This window comes from Geodermatophilus sp. SYSU D00758 (assembly GCF_054049955.1).
This window is the reverse complement of sequence record NZ_JBJGYK010000053.1, coordinates 1-16,527: the sequence shown is the minus strand read 5'-3', so window position 1 is coordinate 16,527 and position 16,527 is coordinate 1. Positions and strand designations below refer to the sequence as shown.

Sequence of the window (16,527 nt, the reverse complement as noted above, 5' to 3'; positions counted from 1 at the left end):
GGCATCCTGCCGTGCCCTGTCGGCCGCCTCCAGCACCCCTCCCCGGTGACGCGAGGCGGGGGAGCCGTCAGCCGGCGAGGAAGGACAGCCGCACGTGGCGCTGCGGGTTGTCGGTGTTGGTGTCCACCAGGCAGATGCGCTGCCAGGTGCCCAGCTGCAGCCGCCCCTCGAGCACCGGGACGCTGGCGTGCGGGGGCACGAAGGCCGGCAGCACGTGGTCGCGGCCGTGCCCGGGGCTGCCGTGCCGGTGCCGCCAGCGGTCGTCACGGGGCAGCAGCTCGTCCAGCTGTGCGAGCAGGTCGTCGTCGCTGCCCGCGCCGGTCTCGATGACGGCGATCCCGGCCGTCGCGTGCGGCACGAAGACGTGCAGGAGCCCGTCGGCCTCGTCCCGGACGAACTCGGCGCACTCGTCGGTCAGGTCCACCACGGTGGGCATCCCGCCGGTGCGCACCGCCCGCAGCTCCGAACGCATGGGGCCATTACACCGCGGTCCTCCGGACCGCACCGCCACCCCGTGCCGTCCCCGGCGCGGGTGGAGCGCGTCCGCGGCCCGCTCGGGGAGGCCTGCGGCCCCCCGCTCGCGGACCGCACCGCCACCCCGTGCCGTCCCCGGCGCGGGTGGAGCGCGTCCGCGGCCCGCTCGGGGAGGCCTGCGGCCCCCGCTCGCGGACCGCACCGCCACGGCGGCGGCCGGACGGGCCGGAGGGCACCCGGCGGGGCGCACTACTGTCGGCACACGTGACAGCGACCCCCGGCTCCCGCCCCGACGGCCGGGCGGCCGACCAGCTCCGCCCGGTGACCATCACGCGTCAGTGGCTGGACCACGCCGAGGGGTCGGTGCTGGTCGAGTTCGGCCGCACCCGGGTGCTGTGCGCCGCCAGCGTCACCGAGGGCGTGCCCCGCTGGCGCAAGGGCTCGGGCCTGGGCTGGGTCACCGCCGAGTACGCGATGCTGCCCCGGGCGACGCACACCCGGGGCGACCGCGAGTCGGTCAAGGGCCGCATCGGGGGGCGCACGCACGAGATCAGCCGCCTGGTGGGGCGGTCGCTGCGCGCGGCCATCGACCTCGGCGCGCTCGGCGAGAACAGCATCGCCGTCGACTGCGACGTCCTCCAGGCCGACGGCGGCACGCGCACCGCGGCGATCACCGGCGCCTACGTCGCGCTGGCCGACGCCGTCGCCTGGCTGGGGCAGCGGCGCCGCCTGGTCCGGCCCACGGCCCTGGCCCGGTCGGTGGCCGCGGTGAGCGTCGGCGTGGTCGACGGCCAGCCGCGGCTGGACCTCGCCTACGAGGAGGACGTCCGCGCCGGCACCGACATGAACGTCGTGTGCACCGGCGACGGCCGCTTCGTCGAGGTCCAGGGCACCGCGGAGAACGGCGTGTTCGACCGCGCGACCCTCGACGCGCTGCTCGACCTCGCGACCTCCGGATGCGCGGAGCTGACCCGGCTGCAGGCCGCGGCCCTGGCCGGGGACGCGGGGCGACGGTGAGCACGCGGCTGCTCCTGGCCACCCGCAACGCCGGCAAGCTCGCCGAGCTCCAGCGGCTGCTGACCTCCGCGGTCCGCGGGGTGGAGGTGGTCGGTCTCGGCGACGTCCCGACCTACCCCGAGGCGCCGGAGACCGGGGCGACGTTCGCCGAGAACGCCCTGCTCAAGGCCCGCGAGGCGGTCCGGTACACCGGTCTGCCCGCGGTCGCCGACGACTCCGGGCTGGCCGTGGACGCCCTCAACGGGATGCCCGGTGTGCTCAGCGCCCGCTGGTCGGGCCGGCACGGCGACGACCGCGCCAACACCGCGCTGCTGCTCGGGCAGCTCGCCGACGTCCCCGACGACCGCCGCGGGGCCGCCTTCGTCTGCGCCGCCGCCCTGGTGACCCCCGACGGCGCCGAGCACGTGGTGGAGCGGGCATGGCGCGGCCGGGTGATCCGCGAGGAGCGGGGGACCAACGGCTTCGGCTACGACCCGGTCTTCGTGCCGGACGGGCTCGAGCGCACCTCCGCCGAGCTGTCCCCGGAGGAGAAGGACGCGCGCAGCCACCGCGGCCAGGCCTTCGCGGCGCTGGTCCCGCTGGTCGGCGAGGTCCTCGGCCCCGCCTGACCCGGCCGCTCCCGGTGTCTCACCCGCCCGGGTGGGACCGCCCGCCGCCGGCTGCACCCCCGCCCCCGGGGCGCCGTCCACCGGGGAGACCGGTGCGGCCGTGCCGGCGAGGACGGGGAGGCCCGCATGGCGGACGAGGTCGTGGGGACGGCGGCGCGCAGCCGCCTGGTGGTGCTCGTCCCCGCCCACGACGAGGCGGCCGGCATCGCGGCCACCCTCGCCGCGCTGCAGGAGCAGACCCGCCGCCCGGACCGCGTCGTGGTCATCGCCGACAACTGCACCGACGACACCGCCGCCATCGCGCGGGCGCACGGCGCCGAGGTGTACGAGACGGTCGGCAACACCGACAAGAAGGCCGGCGCGCTCAACCAGGCGATCGTGCAGCGGTTCCGCCGGACCTCGACCCGGGACCGGCGGGACAGCTCGGCGCCGCCGCCCGGCGGCCGCCCCCGCGGACCGGACCGCCGCGCCCGGGCGGCCTCCGAGCACCCCGGCGCACCGGCCGGGCCCGACCTCCGCGACGACGACCACGTGCTGGTCATGGACGCCGACACCCAGCTGGCCCCGCGGTTCCTCGAGGTGGCCGCCGCGAGCCTGGACTCCTCACCGCGCATCGGCGCCGCCGGCGGGCTGTTCTACGGGCACCCCGGCAGCGGCGTCCTCGGCCAGCTGCAGCGCAACGAGTACACCCGCTACAGCCGGGACGTCGGCCGCACCGGGCGGGTGATGGTGCTGACCGGCACGGGCACGCTGTTCCGCGTCCGGGCGCTCCGCGAGGTCGCCGCCGCCCGGGGGAGCACCCTGCCGGGCACCCGCGGCCAGGTCTACGACACCCTCGCCCTCACCGAGGACAACGAGCTCACCCTCGCCCTCAAGACGCTCGGCTGGCGGCTGACCAGCCCGGTGGAGTGCTCGGTCGTCACCGAGGTCATGCCGACCTGGCGGGACCTGTGGAAGCAGCGCATGCGGTGGCAGCGCGGGGCGCTGGAGAACCTCCGGCACTACGGCGTCAACCGGGTCACGGTGCGCTACTGGGGCCAGCAGGTCGGCATCGGCCTCGGCGTGCTCGCCTTCCAGGCCTACCTGCTGCTCACCGCCCTTCTCCTGCTCCGCCAGGGGGCCCTGGAGTTCAGCCCCTTCTGGGGTGCCGTGGGCCTGGTCTTCCTCGCCGAGCGGCTGGTGACGGTGCGCCGGGGCGGGTGGCGGGCGGTGCTGCTGGCCGCGCCGCTGGTGGTCGAGCTGGCCTACGACCTGTTCATCCAGGCCGTCTTCGTCCGGTCGCTGGTGGACGTCGTCCGCGGCCGGGAGGCGACCTGGCACCACGTGACCGCCCCCGCGGCGGCGTGAGCGACGCAGGGGAGGTGCTGACATGTACAGCAAGGCGGGTTACGTGACCGCCAGCGGCGTGGGCGGGTCCACGACGCTGGCCTACACCGGCCTCGACCACCTGGCGCTGGCCGTCGCGGCCGTGACGCTGGTCTTCGCCGGACTGGCGCTGCTCAAGCTGGTCCCGCGACGGCCTCGCTGACCCCCGGGGCGTCCGGGGCGCCCGGGTGCCCGGGGTGCCTGTCGCGCCGTCCCGCGGTCACCGGCCGCGGGGGCGGGGATCGGTCCGCGTCCAGCCGCGGTCGTCCCGGCGCCCGCCCAGGGCCGCCCGGCAGCGGCGGCACACCGACTGCACGGCCTCGGCGTGCCGGCCGGACTCGGGCAGGACGTCCGCCCAGCCGACGTGCGGGAAGCGGGCGAGCCGCGACCGGGACAGCGACAGCCCGCAGACCGTCTCGTTGCGCCCGCGTTCCCACGCGTGCACCTCACCGGCGGGGTAGCCGATGCCGTCCTCGGGGTCGGTCCACCGACCGCCGGCCGCGACCGCTGCGTTGCGCGGAGCCATGCGGCAGCCCTACCCGGGACCGGCGCGCAGGACGCGGGCCGGCGGGGCGGCTACGGTCCCCGCTGTGGAGCTCTCCCGCACCGCCCGCCTGGACGTCCTCGTCGAGGGGTACGTGCGGCCGCCGCACGTGGCCGGCACGGTGAGCCTGGTCCGCGACGCCGACCGGGTCGTCGTCGTCGACCCCGGCATGGTCGCCGACCGCGACCTGATCCTCCGGCCGATGCGCGAGCTCGGCGTGCGGCCGGAGGACGTCACCGACGTCGTCGTCAGCCACCACCACCTCGACCACACGGTCAACATCGCGCTGTTCCCGGCGGTCCCGGTGCACGACTTCCAGTCGGTGATCGAGGGCGACGTCTTCACGCGCCGCGCGGCCGACGGGGTGCAGCTCACGCCGAGCCTGCGGCTGCTGGCCACGCCCGGGCACACCCCGCAGGACATCACCACGCTCGTCGGCACGCCGGAGGACGTCGTCGCGCTCACCCACCTGTGGTGGACGGAGGGCGGGCCGGCCGACGACCCCTACGCGGTCGACCGCGACCAGCTGCGGCAGCAGCGCGAGCGGGTGATCGAGGTCGCGACGCTGATCGTGTGCGCCCACGGTGCCCCGTTCCGGCCGGGGACCGCCACGCCCCGCTGAGCGCGCGGGCCGAGCGGTCGACGTCGCCCGGCGGTGGCGGGCACCACGGCCCCGCCGCGTGCGGGAGGGGGGAGTCGAACCCCCACGCCCGAAGGCACCAGATCCTAAGTCTGGCGTGGCTGCCGTTACACCACTCCCGCGCAGGAGCCCGAGTGTAGGAGTCGCCCGTGCGGGGGGAGCGGCCCGACGAGGACGCGCCGGTCGCGGACGCGTCTGGCAGGCTGTCGCCCGTGCCCCGCGACCCTCGCCAGATCCAGTTGGAGATCGACGCCGCCCGCGAGTCGCTCGCGGCCACCCTGGACCACCTGGTCGCCCGCACCAGCCCCCAGCGGCTGCGGGCCCAGGGGCAGGCGGCCGCGCAGTCCTTCCTGCAGAGCCCGGCCGGCCTGGCCACCATGGGCGCGCTGGGCCTGCTGGTCACGCTGGTCGTGGTCCAGAAGGTCCGCTCCCGCTGACCCGGCCGTGCGCACCCCGCGTCCCGACCCGGTCGGCCCCGGCCAGGAGTCGGTGTGGGACTACCCGCGGCCCCCGTCGGCCGAGGTCACGCCGCGGCGCGTGACCGTCGAGATCGGCGGGCGGGTCGTGGCGGACACGACGCGTGCCGTCCGCGTCTGCGAGACCAGCCACCCGCCGGTCTACTACGTGCCCCGCGAGGACGTCGCCGAGGGCGTCCTGTCCCGCGGTCGGGGCAGTTCGTGGTGCGAGTGGAAGGGCGCGGCGACCTACTGGGACGCCGAGGTCGACGGACGCCGGGTGCCGGCCGTCGGCTGGTCCTACGAGGACCCCACCCCCGCCTACCGGCACCTGCGCGGCGCGGTCGCCTTCTACCCGGGCCGCGTGGACCGCGCGCTCGTCGACGGCGAGCAGGTGCGCGCCCAGGCCGGCGACTTCTACGGCGGCTGGATCACCGACGAGGTCGTCGGCCCCTTCAAGGGGGAGCCGGGCACGCTCGGCTGGTGAGCCGAGCGGTCAGGGGCGGGCCACGTCCAGCAGCGGCCGCACCACGGTGTCGAACACCTCGTCGACGTAGGCCTCGTCGACCGGCCGACCGCCGAGGAGCCAGCGCTGGACGAGCAGGGCGCTGGTCGCCTCGGCGGTCACCGAGCCGGACAGCCCCGGCCGGACCTCCCCGCGGGCCTCGGCCCGGGTCCACACCTCGTCGTAGGCGGTCCGCCAGGACCGCAGCGGTCCCTGCTCGAACGCCGCCAGCAGCTCCGGCTGGTGCTGCATGACCGGCAGCAGCGCGCGCAGCGCCGACCCGGCCGGGCTCTGGATGGTCCGGGCGACGGAGCTCATCAGCAGCCGGACGTCGCCGGCCACGGTCCCGGTGTCCGGCGGGACGGCGACGACCTGGTCGAGCTCGGCGAGGGTGTCGACGACGAGCTCCTGCTTGGTGCGCCACCGCCGGTAGATGGTGGCCTTGCCGACCCCGGCCGCCGAGGCGACGGCGTCCATCGTCAGCGCCCCGTAGCCCACCTCGGAGAGCAGGCGCAGGATCGCCGCCCGGATCACGCCGTCGCGGCTGGGGTCCCTCGGACGGCCACCGCGGGGTCGCGGTGCTTCGGTGACGGGTGCAGCGATCATGATGCAAACCTTAGACACTCAACCTGCGGACGCCCGGAGTTCCCGACGCGCGCCGTCCGGAAAACCGGGACGGCGTCGCGCGTCGGCCCGGAACCCGGTCGCGACTCGGTCATCCTGCTCCCGTGGCGAGCACCCCGGGTGGATCCGGTCGCCGGGAGGTCTGGGACGTCCCGGGCCCGGCGACGCGTCTCCTCCTGGCGACCCCGGACGAGCACCTGCTGCCGGAGGTGGCCCGGACGGCGCGGGCGCTCGGGCTGGCCGTCTTCGGCACCGGCGACGTGCTCGACGTCAGCGACGAGCGGGGCGGTCGAGGCCTGGACCGGCTGCTCGCCCGCCTGGCCCGCGAGCTCACCCCCGCCGAGGCCGACGGGGTGCGGGTGGCCACCGACCCGCCCGAGGAGTGGGCGGCGCTGGTGTCCCGGCTGCTCACCGCCCCCACGCTGGCCGTCGAGCTGGCCCGGCGCGGGGTGACCGCCGAGATCGGCGTGCTCGCCGAGGCCGAGTTCCGGTCGGTCTACCAGCCGCTGGTCCGGCTCGAGGACCGCACGGTGGTCGCCCACGAGGCCCTGCTGCGCGGGCTGGTCGACGGCCGCGAGGTCGGCGGCGGGGACCTGTTCTTCGTCGCCGAGTCGGCGGGCTGGCTGCCCCGGCTGGACCGCATCGGCTGGGAGCTGGCCATCGCCGGCGCCGCCCCCTGGCTCGGGGACGCCGACCTGTTCGTCAACTCCCACCCGGCCGCCGTCGCCCGGCCCCAGGTGGGCCTGGCCGGCGCCGAGCAGGCCCTGCACGACGCCGGCATCGACCCCTCCCGGCTGGTGGTGGAGGTCGGCGAGATCTCGGCCGCGACCGACCGCGGCCACCTGCTCGCGGTGCTCGAGCACCACCGGTCCCTGGGGTGGCGGGTCGCCCTCGACGACGTGGCGGCCGGCTGGTCGAGCCGCCCGCTCATGGCCGCCGTCCGCCCGGACGTGGTCAAGCTGGGCAAGGCGCTGGTGCAGGCGCTGCCCGACGAGGGGGCCCGCACGACGGTGGGCTCGGTGGTCGAGGCGGCGCACCGGCTCGGCGCGGTCGTCGTCGCCGAGGGGGTGGAGACCGAGCAGGTCGCCGAGGAGGTCGCCGCGCTGGGCGCCGACCTCGGGCAGGGCTGGCTGTTCGGCCGCCCGGTGCCCCCGCCCTCCGGCGAGGAGGACACCGGCTCGACCTACACCCGGGTGGCCCGCGCCCGTTAGTGCAGGCCCCAGCCGGTCAGCACCTGGCGGGCGTGCTCGTGGCCCAGCACGCCGTAGGAGCCGGCGGGCAGGGCGAGCAGCGCCCCGGCCTCCGGGCCCAGGCCCAGCCAGCGGGCGGCCAGCACGCGCAGCACGTGGCCGTGCGCGATCAGCGCGACGTCGCCGTCGGCGAGCCGGGTGCGGGCCCGGTCGAGCACCCGGTCGACCCGGACGGCGACGTCCGCGAGGGACTCGCCGGGGGTCTCGCCGGGCACGGTGCCGTCGACCCAGATCGACCACTCCCGCCCGAGCTCCTCGCTGATCGCCGCGGTGGTGCGGCCCTCGTAGCCCCCGTAGTCCAGCTCGACCAGGTCGTCGTCCACCGCGGTGGGCCGCAGCCCCGCCAGCTCCGCCGTCCGGCCGGCCCGCTGCCGCGGGCTGACGCGGACGTCGACGAAGTCGTAGGCGCCCAGCGGGCCGGCCAGCCGGCGCGCCTGCTCCTCGCCCTCGCGCAGCAGCGGCAGGTCGGTCACCCCGGTGTGCTGGCCGCTGCGGCTCCACTCCGTCTGCCCGTGCCGCACCACCACGATCTCGCCCATCGGGCACCTCCTGTCCGGCCGGTCACATCCCGGAAGAGCATGCGGGACGGCCGCGCTGCCCGGTCCAGGAGCCCCTCGGCGACCGGCCGGGGGCGCCGATCCCGCGGGAGGGACCGTGACCACGACCGCCCCCACCAGCACCCTCGCCATCGGCGGGGACCTGCCCGTCCACCGCCTGGGCTACGGCGCCATGCAGCTGCCCGGCCCCGGTGTCTGGGGTGAGCCGGCCGACCCCGCGGCCGCGCGCGCCGTCGTCCGCGCCGCCGTCGAGCAGGGCGTGGACCTCATCGACACCGCCGACTCCTACGGGCCGGTGGTCAGCGAGCGGATCATCGCCGAGGCGCTGCACCCCTACCCGGAGGGGCTGGTCATCGCGACCAAGGCCGGCCTGACCCGCACCGGCCCGGGGGAGTGGGTGCCCGTCGGCCGCCCCGCCTACCTCAAGCAGCAGGTCGAGCTGTCGCTGCGCACCCTGCGGCTGGAGCGCATCGACCTGATCCAGCTGCACCGCATCGACCCCGAGGTGCCGCTGGCCGACCAGCTGGGCGCCTTCCGGGAGCTCCAGGAGCAGGGCAAGGTCCGCCACATCGGCGTCTCCGAGGTGTCGGTGGAGGAGCTGCGCGCCGCCCGCGAGGTCGTCGACGTGGTCAGCGTGCAGAACCGATACAACCTGACCGACCGGCGCAGCCAGGACGTGCTCGACCTGTGCACCGCGGAGGGCATCGCGTTCATCCCGTGGTTCCCCATCGCGACCGGGGACCTCGCCGCCCCGGACAGCCCGGTCGCCGACATCGCCCGCGAGCTCGGGGCCACGCCGGCCCAGGTGGCGCTGGCCTGGCTGCTGCAGCGGTCGCCGGTCGTGCTGCCGATCCCGGGCACCAGGTCGGTCGAGCACCTCACCGAGAACATGGGCGCCGCGGGCCTGACGCTCTCCGCCGAGGACGTCGCCCGCCTGGACGCCCTGGCCTGACCACCGACCCCGGTCGGGGAGATCACGGCCCCGTCCCGGGTCCCGCCCCGAGCGGAGCGAGGGGTGGGGAGGACGGGGTCCTTCCGCGGTGGGGCAGGGGGTCCTTTCAGCGCCAGCGGCGGAGGGCGTCGAGGCGCGCGCTGCGGCGGCCGGTGTCCTCGGCCCGCCGCAGCGCGCGCATGCCGTGCCCCGGCACGCGCCCGCGCCGCAGCGGGGCACGGTCCGCGCCGGCCGCCTGGGCCGGGGGGACGCCGGGGACCTCGACGGGCGCCGGGCGCACCGGCTCGTGACCGCGGAGGGGGCCGTCGAGGGTCAGCCGGTCCTCCAGGCCGGACACCCGCACGAGGCGGCGCGTGGCTGCCGGGGCCCCCACGATCCGGCACTGCCGGCCGGCGGGGGCGAGGGCGGCGGTGAACGCGGTCAGCGCGTGCAGGCCGGAGCAGTCCCAGAAGTGCGCTCCGGCGACGTCGACGACGACGCTGGCGGTCCCCAGGCCGGCGGCCTGCTCCAGGGCTGCGGTCAGGCGGTCGAGGGTGGAGAGGTCGGCGTCGCCGGTGAGCCGGACGACGACCTGGTCGGGGGCGGGGACGAGCGCTGTGTGCAGGTGGGGCACGAGGACTCCGGCGGTGTGCTGCACTCCCGCCACGTGGTTCGGGCGGTGTCCCGACCGTAGAGCGATCGGCGAAGGATCACAACGCGGCGTGCTCGACTCGTCGCACTCTGCTCCGGCGTGTCGGACCCGACCCGCCGGTGGTAACGCTCTCCCCCCGGCCCGCCTGCGCGGGTGGTCGTGGGGAGCGGCACCATGGCGGGCGTGGACGCCGAGGACTTCCGCCAGGTCAGGGACGCCGTCCGTCAGCTCGTCCGGGAGGTCGCCGTCCCGCTCGAGGAGCGGATCGACGACGAGGACCGCATCCCCGACGAGCTGCGGGCCCGCATCGCCGAGATGGGGCTGTTCGGGTACGCGCTGCCCGAGGAGCACGGCGGCCTGGGGGTGTCCATGGCCGAGGACGTGGAGCTGGCGTTCGAGTTCGGCTACACGACCCCGGCCTTCCGCTCCCTGTTCGGCACCAACAACGGCATCGCCGGCCAGGTGATCGCCAAGTTCGGCAGCGAGGAGCAGAAGAAGGCCTACCTGCCGCGGCTGGCCGAGGGGTCGCTGATCGGCTCGTTCGCCCTCACCGAGGCCGAGGCCGGCTCCGACCCGGCCGGGCTGCGCACGACCGCCCGCCGGGACGGCGACTCCTGGGTGCTCAACGGCAGCAAGCGCTACATCACCAACGCGCCCCTGGCCGACCTGTTCGTCGTCTTCGCCCGCAGCGACCCGGAGCAGGCCGGCGGCCGCGGCATCTCCAGTTTCCTCGTCGCGGCGGGCACGCCGGGCCTGAGCGTGGGGCCCAAGGACCGGAAGATGGGCCAGTCCGGCGCCTGGACGGCGGAGGTCCTCCTCGACGACGTGCGGGTGCCGGCCGATGCGCTCGTCGGCGAGGAGGGCCGCGGCTACTCCAGCGCGCTCACCGTCCTCTCCCGCGGCCGGCTGCACATCGCCGCGCTCTGCGTGGGGATGGCCCAGCGGGTCCTCGACGAGTCGGTCGCCTACGCCGCCACGGCCAAGCAGGGCGGGGCGCCGATCGGCCGGTTCCAGCTCGTGCAGGCCCACCTCGCCGACATGCACGCCGAGCTCCTGGCCGGGCGGGCGATGGTGCGCGAGGTGGCCGCCCGGTACGACTCCGGCGAGGACACCTCCCTCGGCCCCTCGTCGGCCAAGCTGTTCTGCACCGAGATGGTCGGGCGGGCCGTCGACCGCGCCGTGCAGGTGCACGGCGGCCTGGGTTACCTCCGGACCACGCCGGTCGAGCGCTTCTACCGCGACGCCCGGCTGTACCGGCTCTACGAGGGCACCAGCGAGGTGCAGCGGGTCATCGTGGGCGGCGGACTGCTGCGCGCTGCCGGCATGCCGCGTGGCTGACGAAGGGCCCTCCTGCCCCCCACCGGGGAAGGACCGCGTCCCCTCATCCCTCGCACGCTCGGGACGAGCCTCTGGACGCGGCCGGCAGCGGGACCCTGCAGGGGGGCCGCGTCCTCCCCACCCCTCGCACGCTCGGGGCGGTGCCCCGGACGGGGCCGGTGAACCGGAGGAACCCGACGTCCGCCGCGCCGAGCTCTCGGTGGAGCAGCGGGCGGCGCGCCGCGCCGTGGTGGGGGACCTCGGCGACGCGCTGCGGGAGCTCGCCGACGCCGCGGTCCGCACCGAGGTCGCCGAGGCCGAGCTGGCCGCCGTCGCCGCGGCCGCCCGGGAGCTGTCCGCCCGGCTGCGCGCCGACGCCCGCAGCCCGTACGAGGTGGCCCGCGTCGACGACCCGGAGCGGGCCGAGCGGTGGTACAGCCCGGTCTACGGGCCGGGCAGCCCCGTGGCCCCGGCCCTGGTGGCCGCGGACACCCCGGACGGGCGGGCCACCGGCCGGGTCACCGTCGGCAAGGCGCACGAGGGCCCGCCGGGCCTGGTGCACGGCGGGGTCGTGGCCACCCTGCTCGACCACGTGCTGGCCCGCGCCGTGCGGGCGGCCGGGCACGGCGGGCTGACGGCCACCCTCACCGTCCGCTACCGGCGCCCGGCGCGGCTCGGCGTCCCGCTGCTGCTCGCCGCCGAGATCGGCAGCGCGCAGGGCCGGCGGACCACCGCCACCGCGCGGCTGGTCGCCGAGGCCGAGCCGGACGTCGTCCTGGCCGAGGCCGAGGGCCTGTTCGTGACGATGCGCGCCGCGCGGGCCGCGGAGGTGTTCGCCGCGACCGGCCGGAGCATCGGGGCCTGGAGCGCCCCGGATCAGCCCGCGGGGGACTGATCGGAGGGGGCGTCGGCCGGGTGCAGGAGCGGCCCGGTGCCGCCCTCCCCCTCGCCGAGCGCGGCGACGAACCGACGCAGGACGTCGTCGCCCCGGTGGACCGGCGTCCAGTCCAGGAGCCGCCGGGCCCGGCCGGTGTCCAGGGCCGGCGCCTGCGTGGCGATGTCCAGCCAGCCGGGCTCGGTCGGCACCACCCGGGTGTGGAAGGCGGCCGACAGCCCGGTGCGCAGCAGCAGCGACGGGAACGGGACCCGGACGGTGCCCAGGGCGTGCGCCAGCGCGCCGGCGTCCAGTGTGGGCCCGGCGGCCAGGTTGAAGGGGCCGGGCGCGCGGCGGTCGAGCATCCGCACGATCGCGTCGGCCACGTCGTCGGCGTGGACCAGCTGCACCCGCAGGTCGGGGAGGGGCAGCGGCAGCAGCCGGGCCAGCCGGCCGGGCACCAGGCGGGCCGCACCGAACACCAGCGGGCCGAGGAAGTAGCGGGCGATCTCGCTGCCGGCCTCCGGCTGCAGCACCAGGGTGGGGCGCACGACGGTGACCGTGGTGCCGGGGGAGCGGGCGGACAGCTCCCACAGCAGGCGTTCGGCCTCGGCCTTGTCCCGGCTGTACTGCGACGTGGGGATCCCCGTGGTCGGCCAGTCCTCGCCGACCTCCCGGTCCCCACCGCCGGCGGCGTACGTGCCGAGCGAGGACAGGTGCACGACGTGCGGGACGCCGGCGGCCACCGCGGCCTCGACCACCCGGCGGGTGCCGTCGACGTTGACCCGGTGCAGCCGCTCGGGCTGCAGTCCCGGCTGCAGCGCCCACGCGCAGTGCACCACCGCGTCCGCCCCGTCGAGGAAGGACCCGAGCAGGGTCTGGCTGGTCGGCTCGCCGAGATCGGCCAGGTGCCAGCGCACGCGGTCGTAGGGAGCCGTCTCCGGCGGCTTCCGCCGGGCCAGCCCGCGCACCTCGGCGACACCGCTCGCGGGGTCGGTCAGCCGCCGCAGCAGCGCCGTACCCACGTTGCCGCTGGCGCCGGTGACGGCCACCGTCATGCCCTTCAGGTGGTCCGGGGTCAGTGCCTCCATGGCCCGTCGGCTACCCGCGCAGCGCCCCGGCAACCCGGCGGGGCCGCAGGCCGAGGGAGACCCCGGCCACGAGCAGCGCGACGGCGGCGGTGACCGGCCGCCCGCTCACGACCCGGGAACCGCCGGGGTCAGTCGGCCGGGTCGTCCAGGGCCCGGCCGCGGCGCTCGGGCAGGAGCGCCCCGCCGACGGCGGCGAGGACGAAGGCCGCCGCGAAGACGCCGAAGACCAGGCCGTTGCCGCCGGCGGCCAGCAGCGGCGGCACGCACAGCGGCGCGGCGATGGAGGCGATCCGGCCGAAGCCCGCCGCGGCCCCGGCGCCGGTGGCCCGCAGCGCGGTCGGGTAGACCTCGGGCGTGGCGGCGTAGACCGCACCCCACGCGCCCAGGTTGGCGAAGGACAGCACCATCCCGGTGGCCAGGACGGCGGCGTCCCCCTCGGCCACGGCGAACAGCCCCGCGCCGACCGCCGAGCCGGCCAGGAAGGTCACCAGCGTGGGCCGCCGCCCCCAGCGCTCGATGAGCCAGGCCGCCGTCGCGTACCCCGGCAGCTGGGCCAGCGTGATCAGCAGCGTGAAGCCGAAGGACCGGACCAGCGAGAAGCCCGAGGCCACCAGCAGCGTCGGCAGCCAGATGAAGGCGCCGTAGTAGGCGAAGTTGATCCCGAACCAGACCGCCCAGAGGGCGCCGGTCGGCCGGCGGTGACCCGGCGCCCACAGGGCGCGCACCCCCGGCGCGCGGGCCGGTGCGGCCGGCACCGGCGAGGGGACGGCGCCGACGCCGGCGGCCCGCTCGAACCGGCGGACGGCCGCCTCGGCCTCCCCGACCCGCCCGCGCAGCTCCAGGAAACGCACCGACTCGGGCAGCCCGCGGCGCACCACGACGGCGTAGGCGGCCGGGACGGCGCCCAGCGCCAGCGCCCAGCGCCACCCGGCGTCGGACGCCGGGACGACGAAGTACCCGATCAGCGCGGCCAGGAGCCAGCCCACCGCCCAGAACGCCTCGAGCGCCACGACCACCCGGCCCCGGATCCGCGCGGGGGCGTACTCGCTGACCAGCGTCGAGGCCACGGGCAGCTCGGCACCGAGGCCCAGGCCGATGACGAACCGGAAGACCAGCAGCGCGCCGACCGACCACGACAGCGCGGCGGCCCCCGTGGCGAGCCCGAAGACGAGCAGGGTGAGCGCGAAGACCTGGCGGCGGCCGACGCGGTCGGCCAGCAGCCCGCCGAACGTCGCGCCCAGCGCCATCCCGACGAAGCCGATCGACCCGATCCACGACAGCTCGGTGGGGGTGAGCGACCACTGGACGGCCAGGGCGGCCATGACGAAGGAGATGAGCCCGACGTCCATGGCGTCCAGGGCCCAGCCGACGCCCGAGCCGACGACCAGCCGGCCGTGCTCGCGGGTGAAGGGCAGCCGGTCCAGCCGCTCGGCGCGGGTCGCGGTGGTCGTCCCGGTCATCCGGGCGGGGCCTCCTGCACGTCCACGACACCGGGCACGGGGGTGCTGCCGGGGAAGGCCGCGCGGAGCGCGTCGACACCGTGCTGGGGGTGCGCCCGGGAGGTCAGGTCCTGCCGTCGGCGGCGCTCGTCGGCGGTGTCGAGCCCCATGGCCTCGTCCCGGTCCCGCTCCAGGGCCGGGTCGCACTCGCCGTCCCGGTTGAACGACCACATCAGCGCGGGGTCGCCCAGCGGCAGGTCGTGGCCGGGCCGGCCGTCGTGGCGACCGGTGTGCCAGGTGTGCCAGGTCTTGCCGTAGCTGTTGACCAGGCGCGCCATGAAGGCGTGCTCGGCCGCCGCCGGGAGGCCGGGGGCGATCAGCGTCCCGGAGAACACCTCGAAGTTGTGCGGGTGCCAGTACGGCCGCTCGTCCTCGGGCAGCGTGCCGAACAGGTGCTCGGAGACGATGTACTCGACGCCGATGAGGTTGGCCTCGCGGGTGTTGCCGTCGAAGATGACGCACTGCAGGAGGTCGTCGTTGACCACGCGGCAGTAGTGGTGCGCCTCCATCTGCATCGCCGGGTCGTCCTTGGCGCAGTGGAAGCCGACGACGTAGACGTGGAAGCCGCGCAGGGGCGTCGTCTCCTGCAGCAGGTGGGCCCCCTGCTCCAGGGCGGCCAGCCAGGCGCCCTTGTCCCGGCCGGCCGGGCGCACCGGGCTGCGGCGGGGGCGGATCGTCGGGTCCACCGCGGTCAGCCGTTCCCGCCGGTCTCCTCGTCGACCTCCTGCTCGAGGTCGTCGACGCCCTCCTCGACCTGCTGCTCGGCGTCGTCGACGCCCTGCTCGACCTCCTGCTCGACGCCGTCGTCGACGACGTCCTCCCCGCAGGCGGCGGTGGTGAACGTGGCGGCTGCGACGGCGAACGCGGCGGCGGTGGTGCGCAGCAGGCGGGGGCGGGTGGACGCGGGCACGGGCGGTACCTCCTGTGTCGGGCGGTGCTGTCCCCGGTGCCCTTCCCTGCGACCACGTGCCCGTAACCGGGGGGTGGGGGGGGGGGGGGGGGGGGGGGGGGGGGGGGGGGGGGGGGGCGGCCGCCCGCCCCCCCCCCCCCCCCCCCCCCCCCCCCCCCCCCCCCCCCCCCCCCGCTCACGCGTCCGCTCAGCTGCCGAGGCGCGCCTTCAGCAGCTCCTTGCCCTGCTCGCCGCCCTTCCTGCTCTCGTGCTGCGCCTTGCGGAAGAAGTCGGCGAGCTCGGAGTCGCCGTCGCGCTCGGCGTCCTGGATGTAGGTCTCCAGCCGTAGCGCGTTGCTGAGGCTCTGCTCGGTGAACCAGATGAGGTCGTAGTGCTTGTCCTTGGTCCCGGTCACGTCGCCGGTCTCGGTGCTGCTCATGACGAAAGTCCTCCCGTGGCTCGGGTGGCGTTGCCGGACGGCTGTGGCCTACCCCACAGCGCCGGGATGGAACGTGCGGGCCGGGACCGGTCAGCCGTGGTCGGCCACGTGCCGGGCCACCAGGGCCGCGGTGCGCTCGGGTGCGACCTCGGGCACCCAGTGCGGGAGGCCGTCGAGGACCTCGAGCCGGTAGGGCCCGTCGACGTGCCGGTGGGTGCCCTCGGTGGCGGTGCGACCCAGGGCGGGGTCCGCGGTGCTCCAGACGTGCAGCGTGGGCACCCGCACCGTGCCCACCGGGTCGGAGGCGGCCAGCGGCAGCGCGCGGTACCAGGCGAGCGCGGCCGAGAGCGCCCCCGGCTCGCGCATCCGGCGCACGTAGCGCTCGGCGGTCGCCTCCGGCAGCCCGCTGCGGTGCAGCAGCCCGCGCAGCGGCGCCGCACCTCCGGCGAGCAGCAGCCGTTCGGGCAGGAGGGGCAGCTGGAAGACCCCGATGTAGACCGACCGCAGCGCCTGCCCGCCCGTGACGCAGGCCCGCGCCATCGCCGCCGGGTGCGGCACCGACAGCGCGGTCAGCGTGCGCACCCGCCCCGGGTGCCGGGCGGCCAGCGCCCAGCCGACCACCGCGCCCCAGTCGTGCCCCACGACGTGCGCCCGCTCCAGCCCGGCGGCGTCGAGCAGGGCCAGCACGTCGGCGGTGAGCTCGCGCAGCCGGTACGGGGCCCGCCCCCCCCGGCGGGGGGGGGGGGGGTTTCCCCGCCGGTCTGGGGGCCCTGTGCGGAAGCCCGAGGGCTGGATG

22 protein-coding genes and 1 tRNA gene are annotated in these 16,527 nt (G+C 76.8%); 11 read left to right on the top strand and 12 right to left on the bottom strand.

The genetic code is table 11. The features are described 5' to 3' along the window. Positions 1 to 67: 67 nt before the first annotated feature. A complete protein-coding gene (locus tag ACI8AC_RS22885; RefSeq protein ID WP_456900154.1) occupies positions 68 to 472 on the bottom strand; it encodes a YjbQ family protein in 405 nt (134 codons plus the stop codon). Positions 473 to 738: 266 nt separating this feature from the next. On the opposite strand from ACI8AC_RS22885, the gene rph reads away from it, so the two are divergent. From rph to ACI8AC_RS22865, 4 genes are all read left to right on the top strand, one after another. After that, complete coding sequence (rph, locus tag ACI8AC_RS22880) at positions 739 to 1,491, top strand: ribonuclease PH (protein WP_456900153.1); 753 nt, start codon at positions 739 to 741, stop codon at positions 1,489 to 1,491. Further along, positions 1,488 to 2,099, top strand: a complete 612-nt coding sequence (gene rdgB, locus ACI8AC_RS22875; RefSeq protein WP_456900152.1) for an RdgB/HAM1 family non-canonical purine NTP pyrophosphatase — start codon at positions 1,488 to 1,490, stop codon at positions 2,097 to 2,099. Before rph ends, rdgB begins: the two co-directional genes overlap by 4 nt. A gap of 126 nt (positions 2,100 to 2,225) precedes the next feature. Continuing rightward, positions 2,226 to 3,446 (top strand): glycosyltransferase family 2 protein, encoded by a 1,221-nt coding sequence (locus ACI8AC_RS22870; RefSeq protein ID WP_456900151.1) that lies wholly within the window; start codon positions 2,226 to 2,228, stop codon positions 3,444 to 3,446. A 22-nt stretch (positions 3,447 to 3,468) separates the two neighbouring features. After that, the gene (locus tag ACI8AC_RS22865) at positions 3,469 to 3,627 is read left to right on the top strand and encodes a hypothetical protein (protein WP_456900150.1); all 159 of its coding nucleotides are present in this window, start codon (positions 3,469 to 3,471) and stop codon (positions 3,625 to 3,627) included. Positions 3,628 to 3,684: 57 nt separating this feature from the next. On the opposite strand, the gene ACI8AC_RS22860 is transcribed toward ACI8AC_RS22865, so the two are convergent. Further along, positions 3,685 to 3,990, bottom strand: coding sequence for a hypothetical protein (locus ACI8AC_RS22860; protein ID WP_456900149.1), 306 nt, complete (start codon positions 3,988 to 3,990; stop codon positions 3,685 to 3,687). 64 nt (positions 3,991 to 4,054) lie between these two features. On the opposite strand from ACI8AC_RS22860, the gene ACI8AC_RS22855 reads away from it, so the two are divergent. Further along, the gene (locus tag ACI8AC_RS22855) at positions 4,055 to 4,630 is read left to right on the top strand and encodes an MBL fold metallo-hydrolase (protein WP_456900148.1); all 576 of its coding nucleotides are present in this window, start codon (positions 4,055 to 4,057) and stop codon (positions 4,628 to 4,630) included. A gap of 59 nt (positions 4,631 to 4,689) precedes the next feature. Here ACI8AC_RS22855 and ACI8AC_RS22850 read toward each other — a convergent pair. Further along, positions 4,690 to 4,770, bottom strand: a tRNA-Leu gene (locus ACI8AC_RS22850). A 90-nt stretch (positions 4,771 to 4,860) separates the two neighbouring features. Here ACI8AC_RS22850 and ACI8AC_RS22845 point away from each other — a divergent pair. Beyond that, a complete protein-coding gene (locus ACI8AC_RS22845) occupies positions 4,861 to 5,085 on the top strand; it encodes a DUF3618 domain-containing protein (RefSeq protein WP_117378735.1) in 225 nt (74 codons plus the stop codon). Positions 5,086 to 5,092: 7 nt separating this feature from the next. Continuing rightward, complete coding sequence (locus ACI8AC_RS22840; protein WP_456900147.1) at positions 5,093 to 5,590, top strand: DUF427 domain-containing protein; 498 nt, start codon at positions 5,093 to 5,095, stop codon at positions 5,588 to 5,590. Positions 5,591 to 5,599: 9 nt separating this feature from the next. On the opposite strand, the gene ACI8AC_RS22835 is transcribed toward ACI8AC_RS22840, so the two are convergent. Beyond that, positions 5,600 to 6,214, bottom strand: coding sequence for a TetR/AcrR family transcriptional regulator (locus ACI8AC_RS22835; RefSeq protein WP_456900146.1), 615 nt, complete (start codon positions 6,212 to 6,214; stop codon positions 5,600 to 5,602). A gap of 122 nt (positions 6,215 to 6,336) precedes the next feature. Between ACI8AC_RS22835 and ACI8AC_RS22830 the strand changes: the two genes are divergently transcribed. Next, a complete protein-coding gene (locus tag ACI8AC_RS22830; protein WP_456900145.1) occupies positions 6,337 to 7,443 on the top strand; it encodes an EAL domain-containing protein in 1,107 nt (368 codons plus the stop codon). Here the strand turns inward: ACI8AC_RS22830 and ACI8AC_RS22825 are convergent. Further along, positions 7,440 to 8,021: a histidine phosphatase family protein gene (locus ACI8AC_RS22825; protein WP_456900144.1), complete on the bottom strand. Its 582-nt coding sequence runs from the start codon at positions 8,019 to 8,021 to the stop codon at positions 7,440 to 7,442. The two genes, ACI8AC_RS22830 and ACI8AC_RS22825, sit on opposite strands and share 4 nt — an antisense overlap. A 115-nt stretch (positions 8,022 to 8,136) precedes the next feature. Here ACI8AC_RS22825 and ACI8AC_RS22820 point away from each other — a divergent pair, with 115 nt between their 5' ends. After that, complete coding sequence (locus ACI8AC_RS22820) at positions 8,137 to 8,991, top strand: aldo/keto reductase (RefSeq protein WP_456900142.1); 855 nt, start codon at positions 8,137 to 8,139, stop codon at positions 8,989 to 8,991. A 106-nt stretch (positions 8,992 to 9,097) separates the two neighbouring features. Here ACI8AC_RS22820 and ACI8AC_RS22815 read toward each other — a convergent pair whose 3' ends face one another. Beyond that, on the bottom strand, positions 9,098 to 9,604 hold the full coding sequence (locus ACI8AC_RS22815; RefSeq protein ID WP_456900141.1) for an STAS domain-containing protein: 507 nt from the start codon (positions 9,602 to 9,604) through the stop codon (positions 9,098 to 9,100). Between the two features lie 192 nt (positions 9,605 to 9,796). Here ACI8AC_RS22815 and ACI8AC_RS22810 point away from each other — a divergent pair, with 192 nt between their 5' ends. Then, positions 9,797 to 10,960 (top strand): acyl-CoA dehydrogenase family protein, encoded by a 1,164-nt coding sequence (locus ACI8AC_RS22810; RefSeq protein ID WP_456900140.1) that lies wholly within the window; start codon positions 9,797 to 9,799, stop codon positions 10,958 to 10,960. Positions 10,961 to 11,159: 199 nt separating this feature from the next. Beyond that, positions 11,160 to 11,834 carry a PaaI family thioesterase gene (locus ACI8AC_RS22805; RefSeq protein WP_456900139.1) on the top strand — a complete coding sequence of 225 codons (675 nt, stop codon included), beginning with the start codon at positions 11,160 to 11,162 and terminating at the stop codon, positions 11,832 to 11,834. Here the strand turns inward: ACI8AC_RS22805 and ACI8AC_RS22800 are convergent. From ACI8AC_RS22800 to ACI8AC_RS22775, 6 genes are all read right to left on the bottom strand, one after another. Next, positions 11,816 to 12,904: an NAD-dependent epimerase/dehydratase family protein gene (locus ACI8AC_RS22800; protein WP_456900137.1), complete on the bottom strand. Its 1,089-nt coding sequence runs from the start codon at positions 12,902 to 12,904 to the stop codon at positions 11,816 to 11,818. The two genes, ACI8AC_RS22805 and ACI8AC_RS22800, sit on opposite strands and share 19 nt — an antisense overlap. A gap of 128 nt (positions 12,905 to 13,032) precedes the next feature. Then, positions 13,033 to 14,364 carry an MFS transporter gene (locus ACI8AC_RS22795; RefSeq protein ID WP_456900136.1) on the bottom strand — a complete coding sequence of 444 codons (1,332 nt, stop codon included), beginning with the start codon at positions 14,362 to 14,364 and terminating at the stop codon, positions 13,033 to 13,035. Beyond that, positions 14,361 to 15,089 (bottom strand): OBAP family protein, encoded by a 729-nt coding sequence (locus ACI8AC_RS22790; protein WP_456900135.1) that lies wholly within the window; start codon positions 15,087 to 15,089, stop codon positions 14,361 to 14,363. Before ACI8AC_RS22790 ends, ACI8AC_RS22795 begins: the two co-directional genes overlap by 4 nt. A 5-nt stretch (positions 15,090 to 15,094) precedes the next feature. Beyond that, entirely contained in the window at positions 15,095 to 15,313 is a 219-nt protein-coding gene (locus tag ACI8AC_RS22785; RefSeq protein ID WP_456900134.1) for a hypothetical protein, read from the bottom strand. 187 nt (positions 15,314 to 15,500) lie between these two features. Beyond that, the gene (locus ACI8AC_RS22780; RefSeq protein ID WP_456900133.1) at positions 15,501 to 15,731 is read right to left on the bottom strand and encodes a hypothetical protein; all 231 of its coding nucleotides are present in this window, start codon (positions 15,729 to 15,731) and stop codon (positions 15,501 to 15,503) included. A gap of 90 nt (positions 15,732 to 15,821) precedes the next feature. Continuing rightward, positions 15,822 to 16,526 (bottom strand): alpha/beta fold hydrolase, encoded by a 705-nt coding sequence (locus ACI8AC_RS22775; protein WP_456900132.1) that lies wholly within the window; start codon positions 16,524 to 16,526, stop codon positions 15,822 to 15,824. Between the last annotated feature and the right edge of the window lies 1 nt (position 16,527).

What these genes read in the sequence shown, in the direction of transcription:
- ACI8AC_RS22885 (WP_456900154.1), bottom strand. Translation starts at nt 472, where the DNA reads ATGCGTTCGGAGCTGCGGGCGGTGCGCACCGGCGGGATGCCCACCGTG.
- ACI8AC_RS22860 (WP_456900149.1), bottom strand. Translation starts at nt 3,990, where the DNA reads ATGGCTCCGCGCAACGCAGCGGTCGCGGCCGGCGGTCGGTGGACCGAC.
- ACI8AC_RS22835 (WP_456900146.1), bottom strand. Translation starts at nt 6,214, where the DNA reads ATGATCGCTGCACCCGTCACCGAAGCACCGCGACCCCGCGGTGGCCGT.
- ACI8AC_RS22825 (WP_456900144.1), bottom strand. Translation starts at nt 8,021, where the DNA reads ATGGGCGAGATCGTGGTGGTGCGGCACGGGCAGACGGAGTGGAGCCGC.
- ACI8AC_RS22800 (WP_456900137.1), bottom strand. Translation starts at nt 12,904, where the DNA reads ATGGAGGCACTGACCCCGGACCACCTGAAGGGCATGACGGTGGCCGTC.
- ACI8AC_RS22780 (WP_456900133.1), bottom strand. Translation starts at nt 15,731, where the DNA reads ATGAGCAGCACCGAGACCGGCGACGTGACCGGGACCAAGGACAAGCAC.
- ACI8AC_RS22865 (WP_456900150.1), top strand. Translation starts at nt 3,469, where the DNA reads ATGTACAGCAAGGCGGGTTACGTGACCGCCAGCGGCGTGGGCGGGTCC.
- ACI8AC_RS22810 (WP_456900140.1), top strand. Translation starts at nt 9,797, where the DNA reads ATGGCGGGCGTGGACGCCGAGGACTTCCGCCAGGTCAGGGACGCCGTC.
- ACI8AC_RS22870 (WP_456900151.1), top strand. Translation starts at nt 2,226, where the DNA reads ATGGCGGACGAGGTCGTGGGGACGGCGGCGCGCAGCCGCCTGGTGGTG.
- ACI8AC_RS22795 (WP_456900136.1), bottom strand. Translation starts at nt 14,364, where the DNA reads ATGACCGGGACGACCACCGCGACCCGCGCCGAGCGGCTGGACCGGCTG.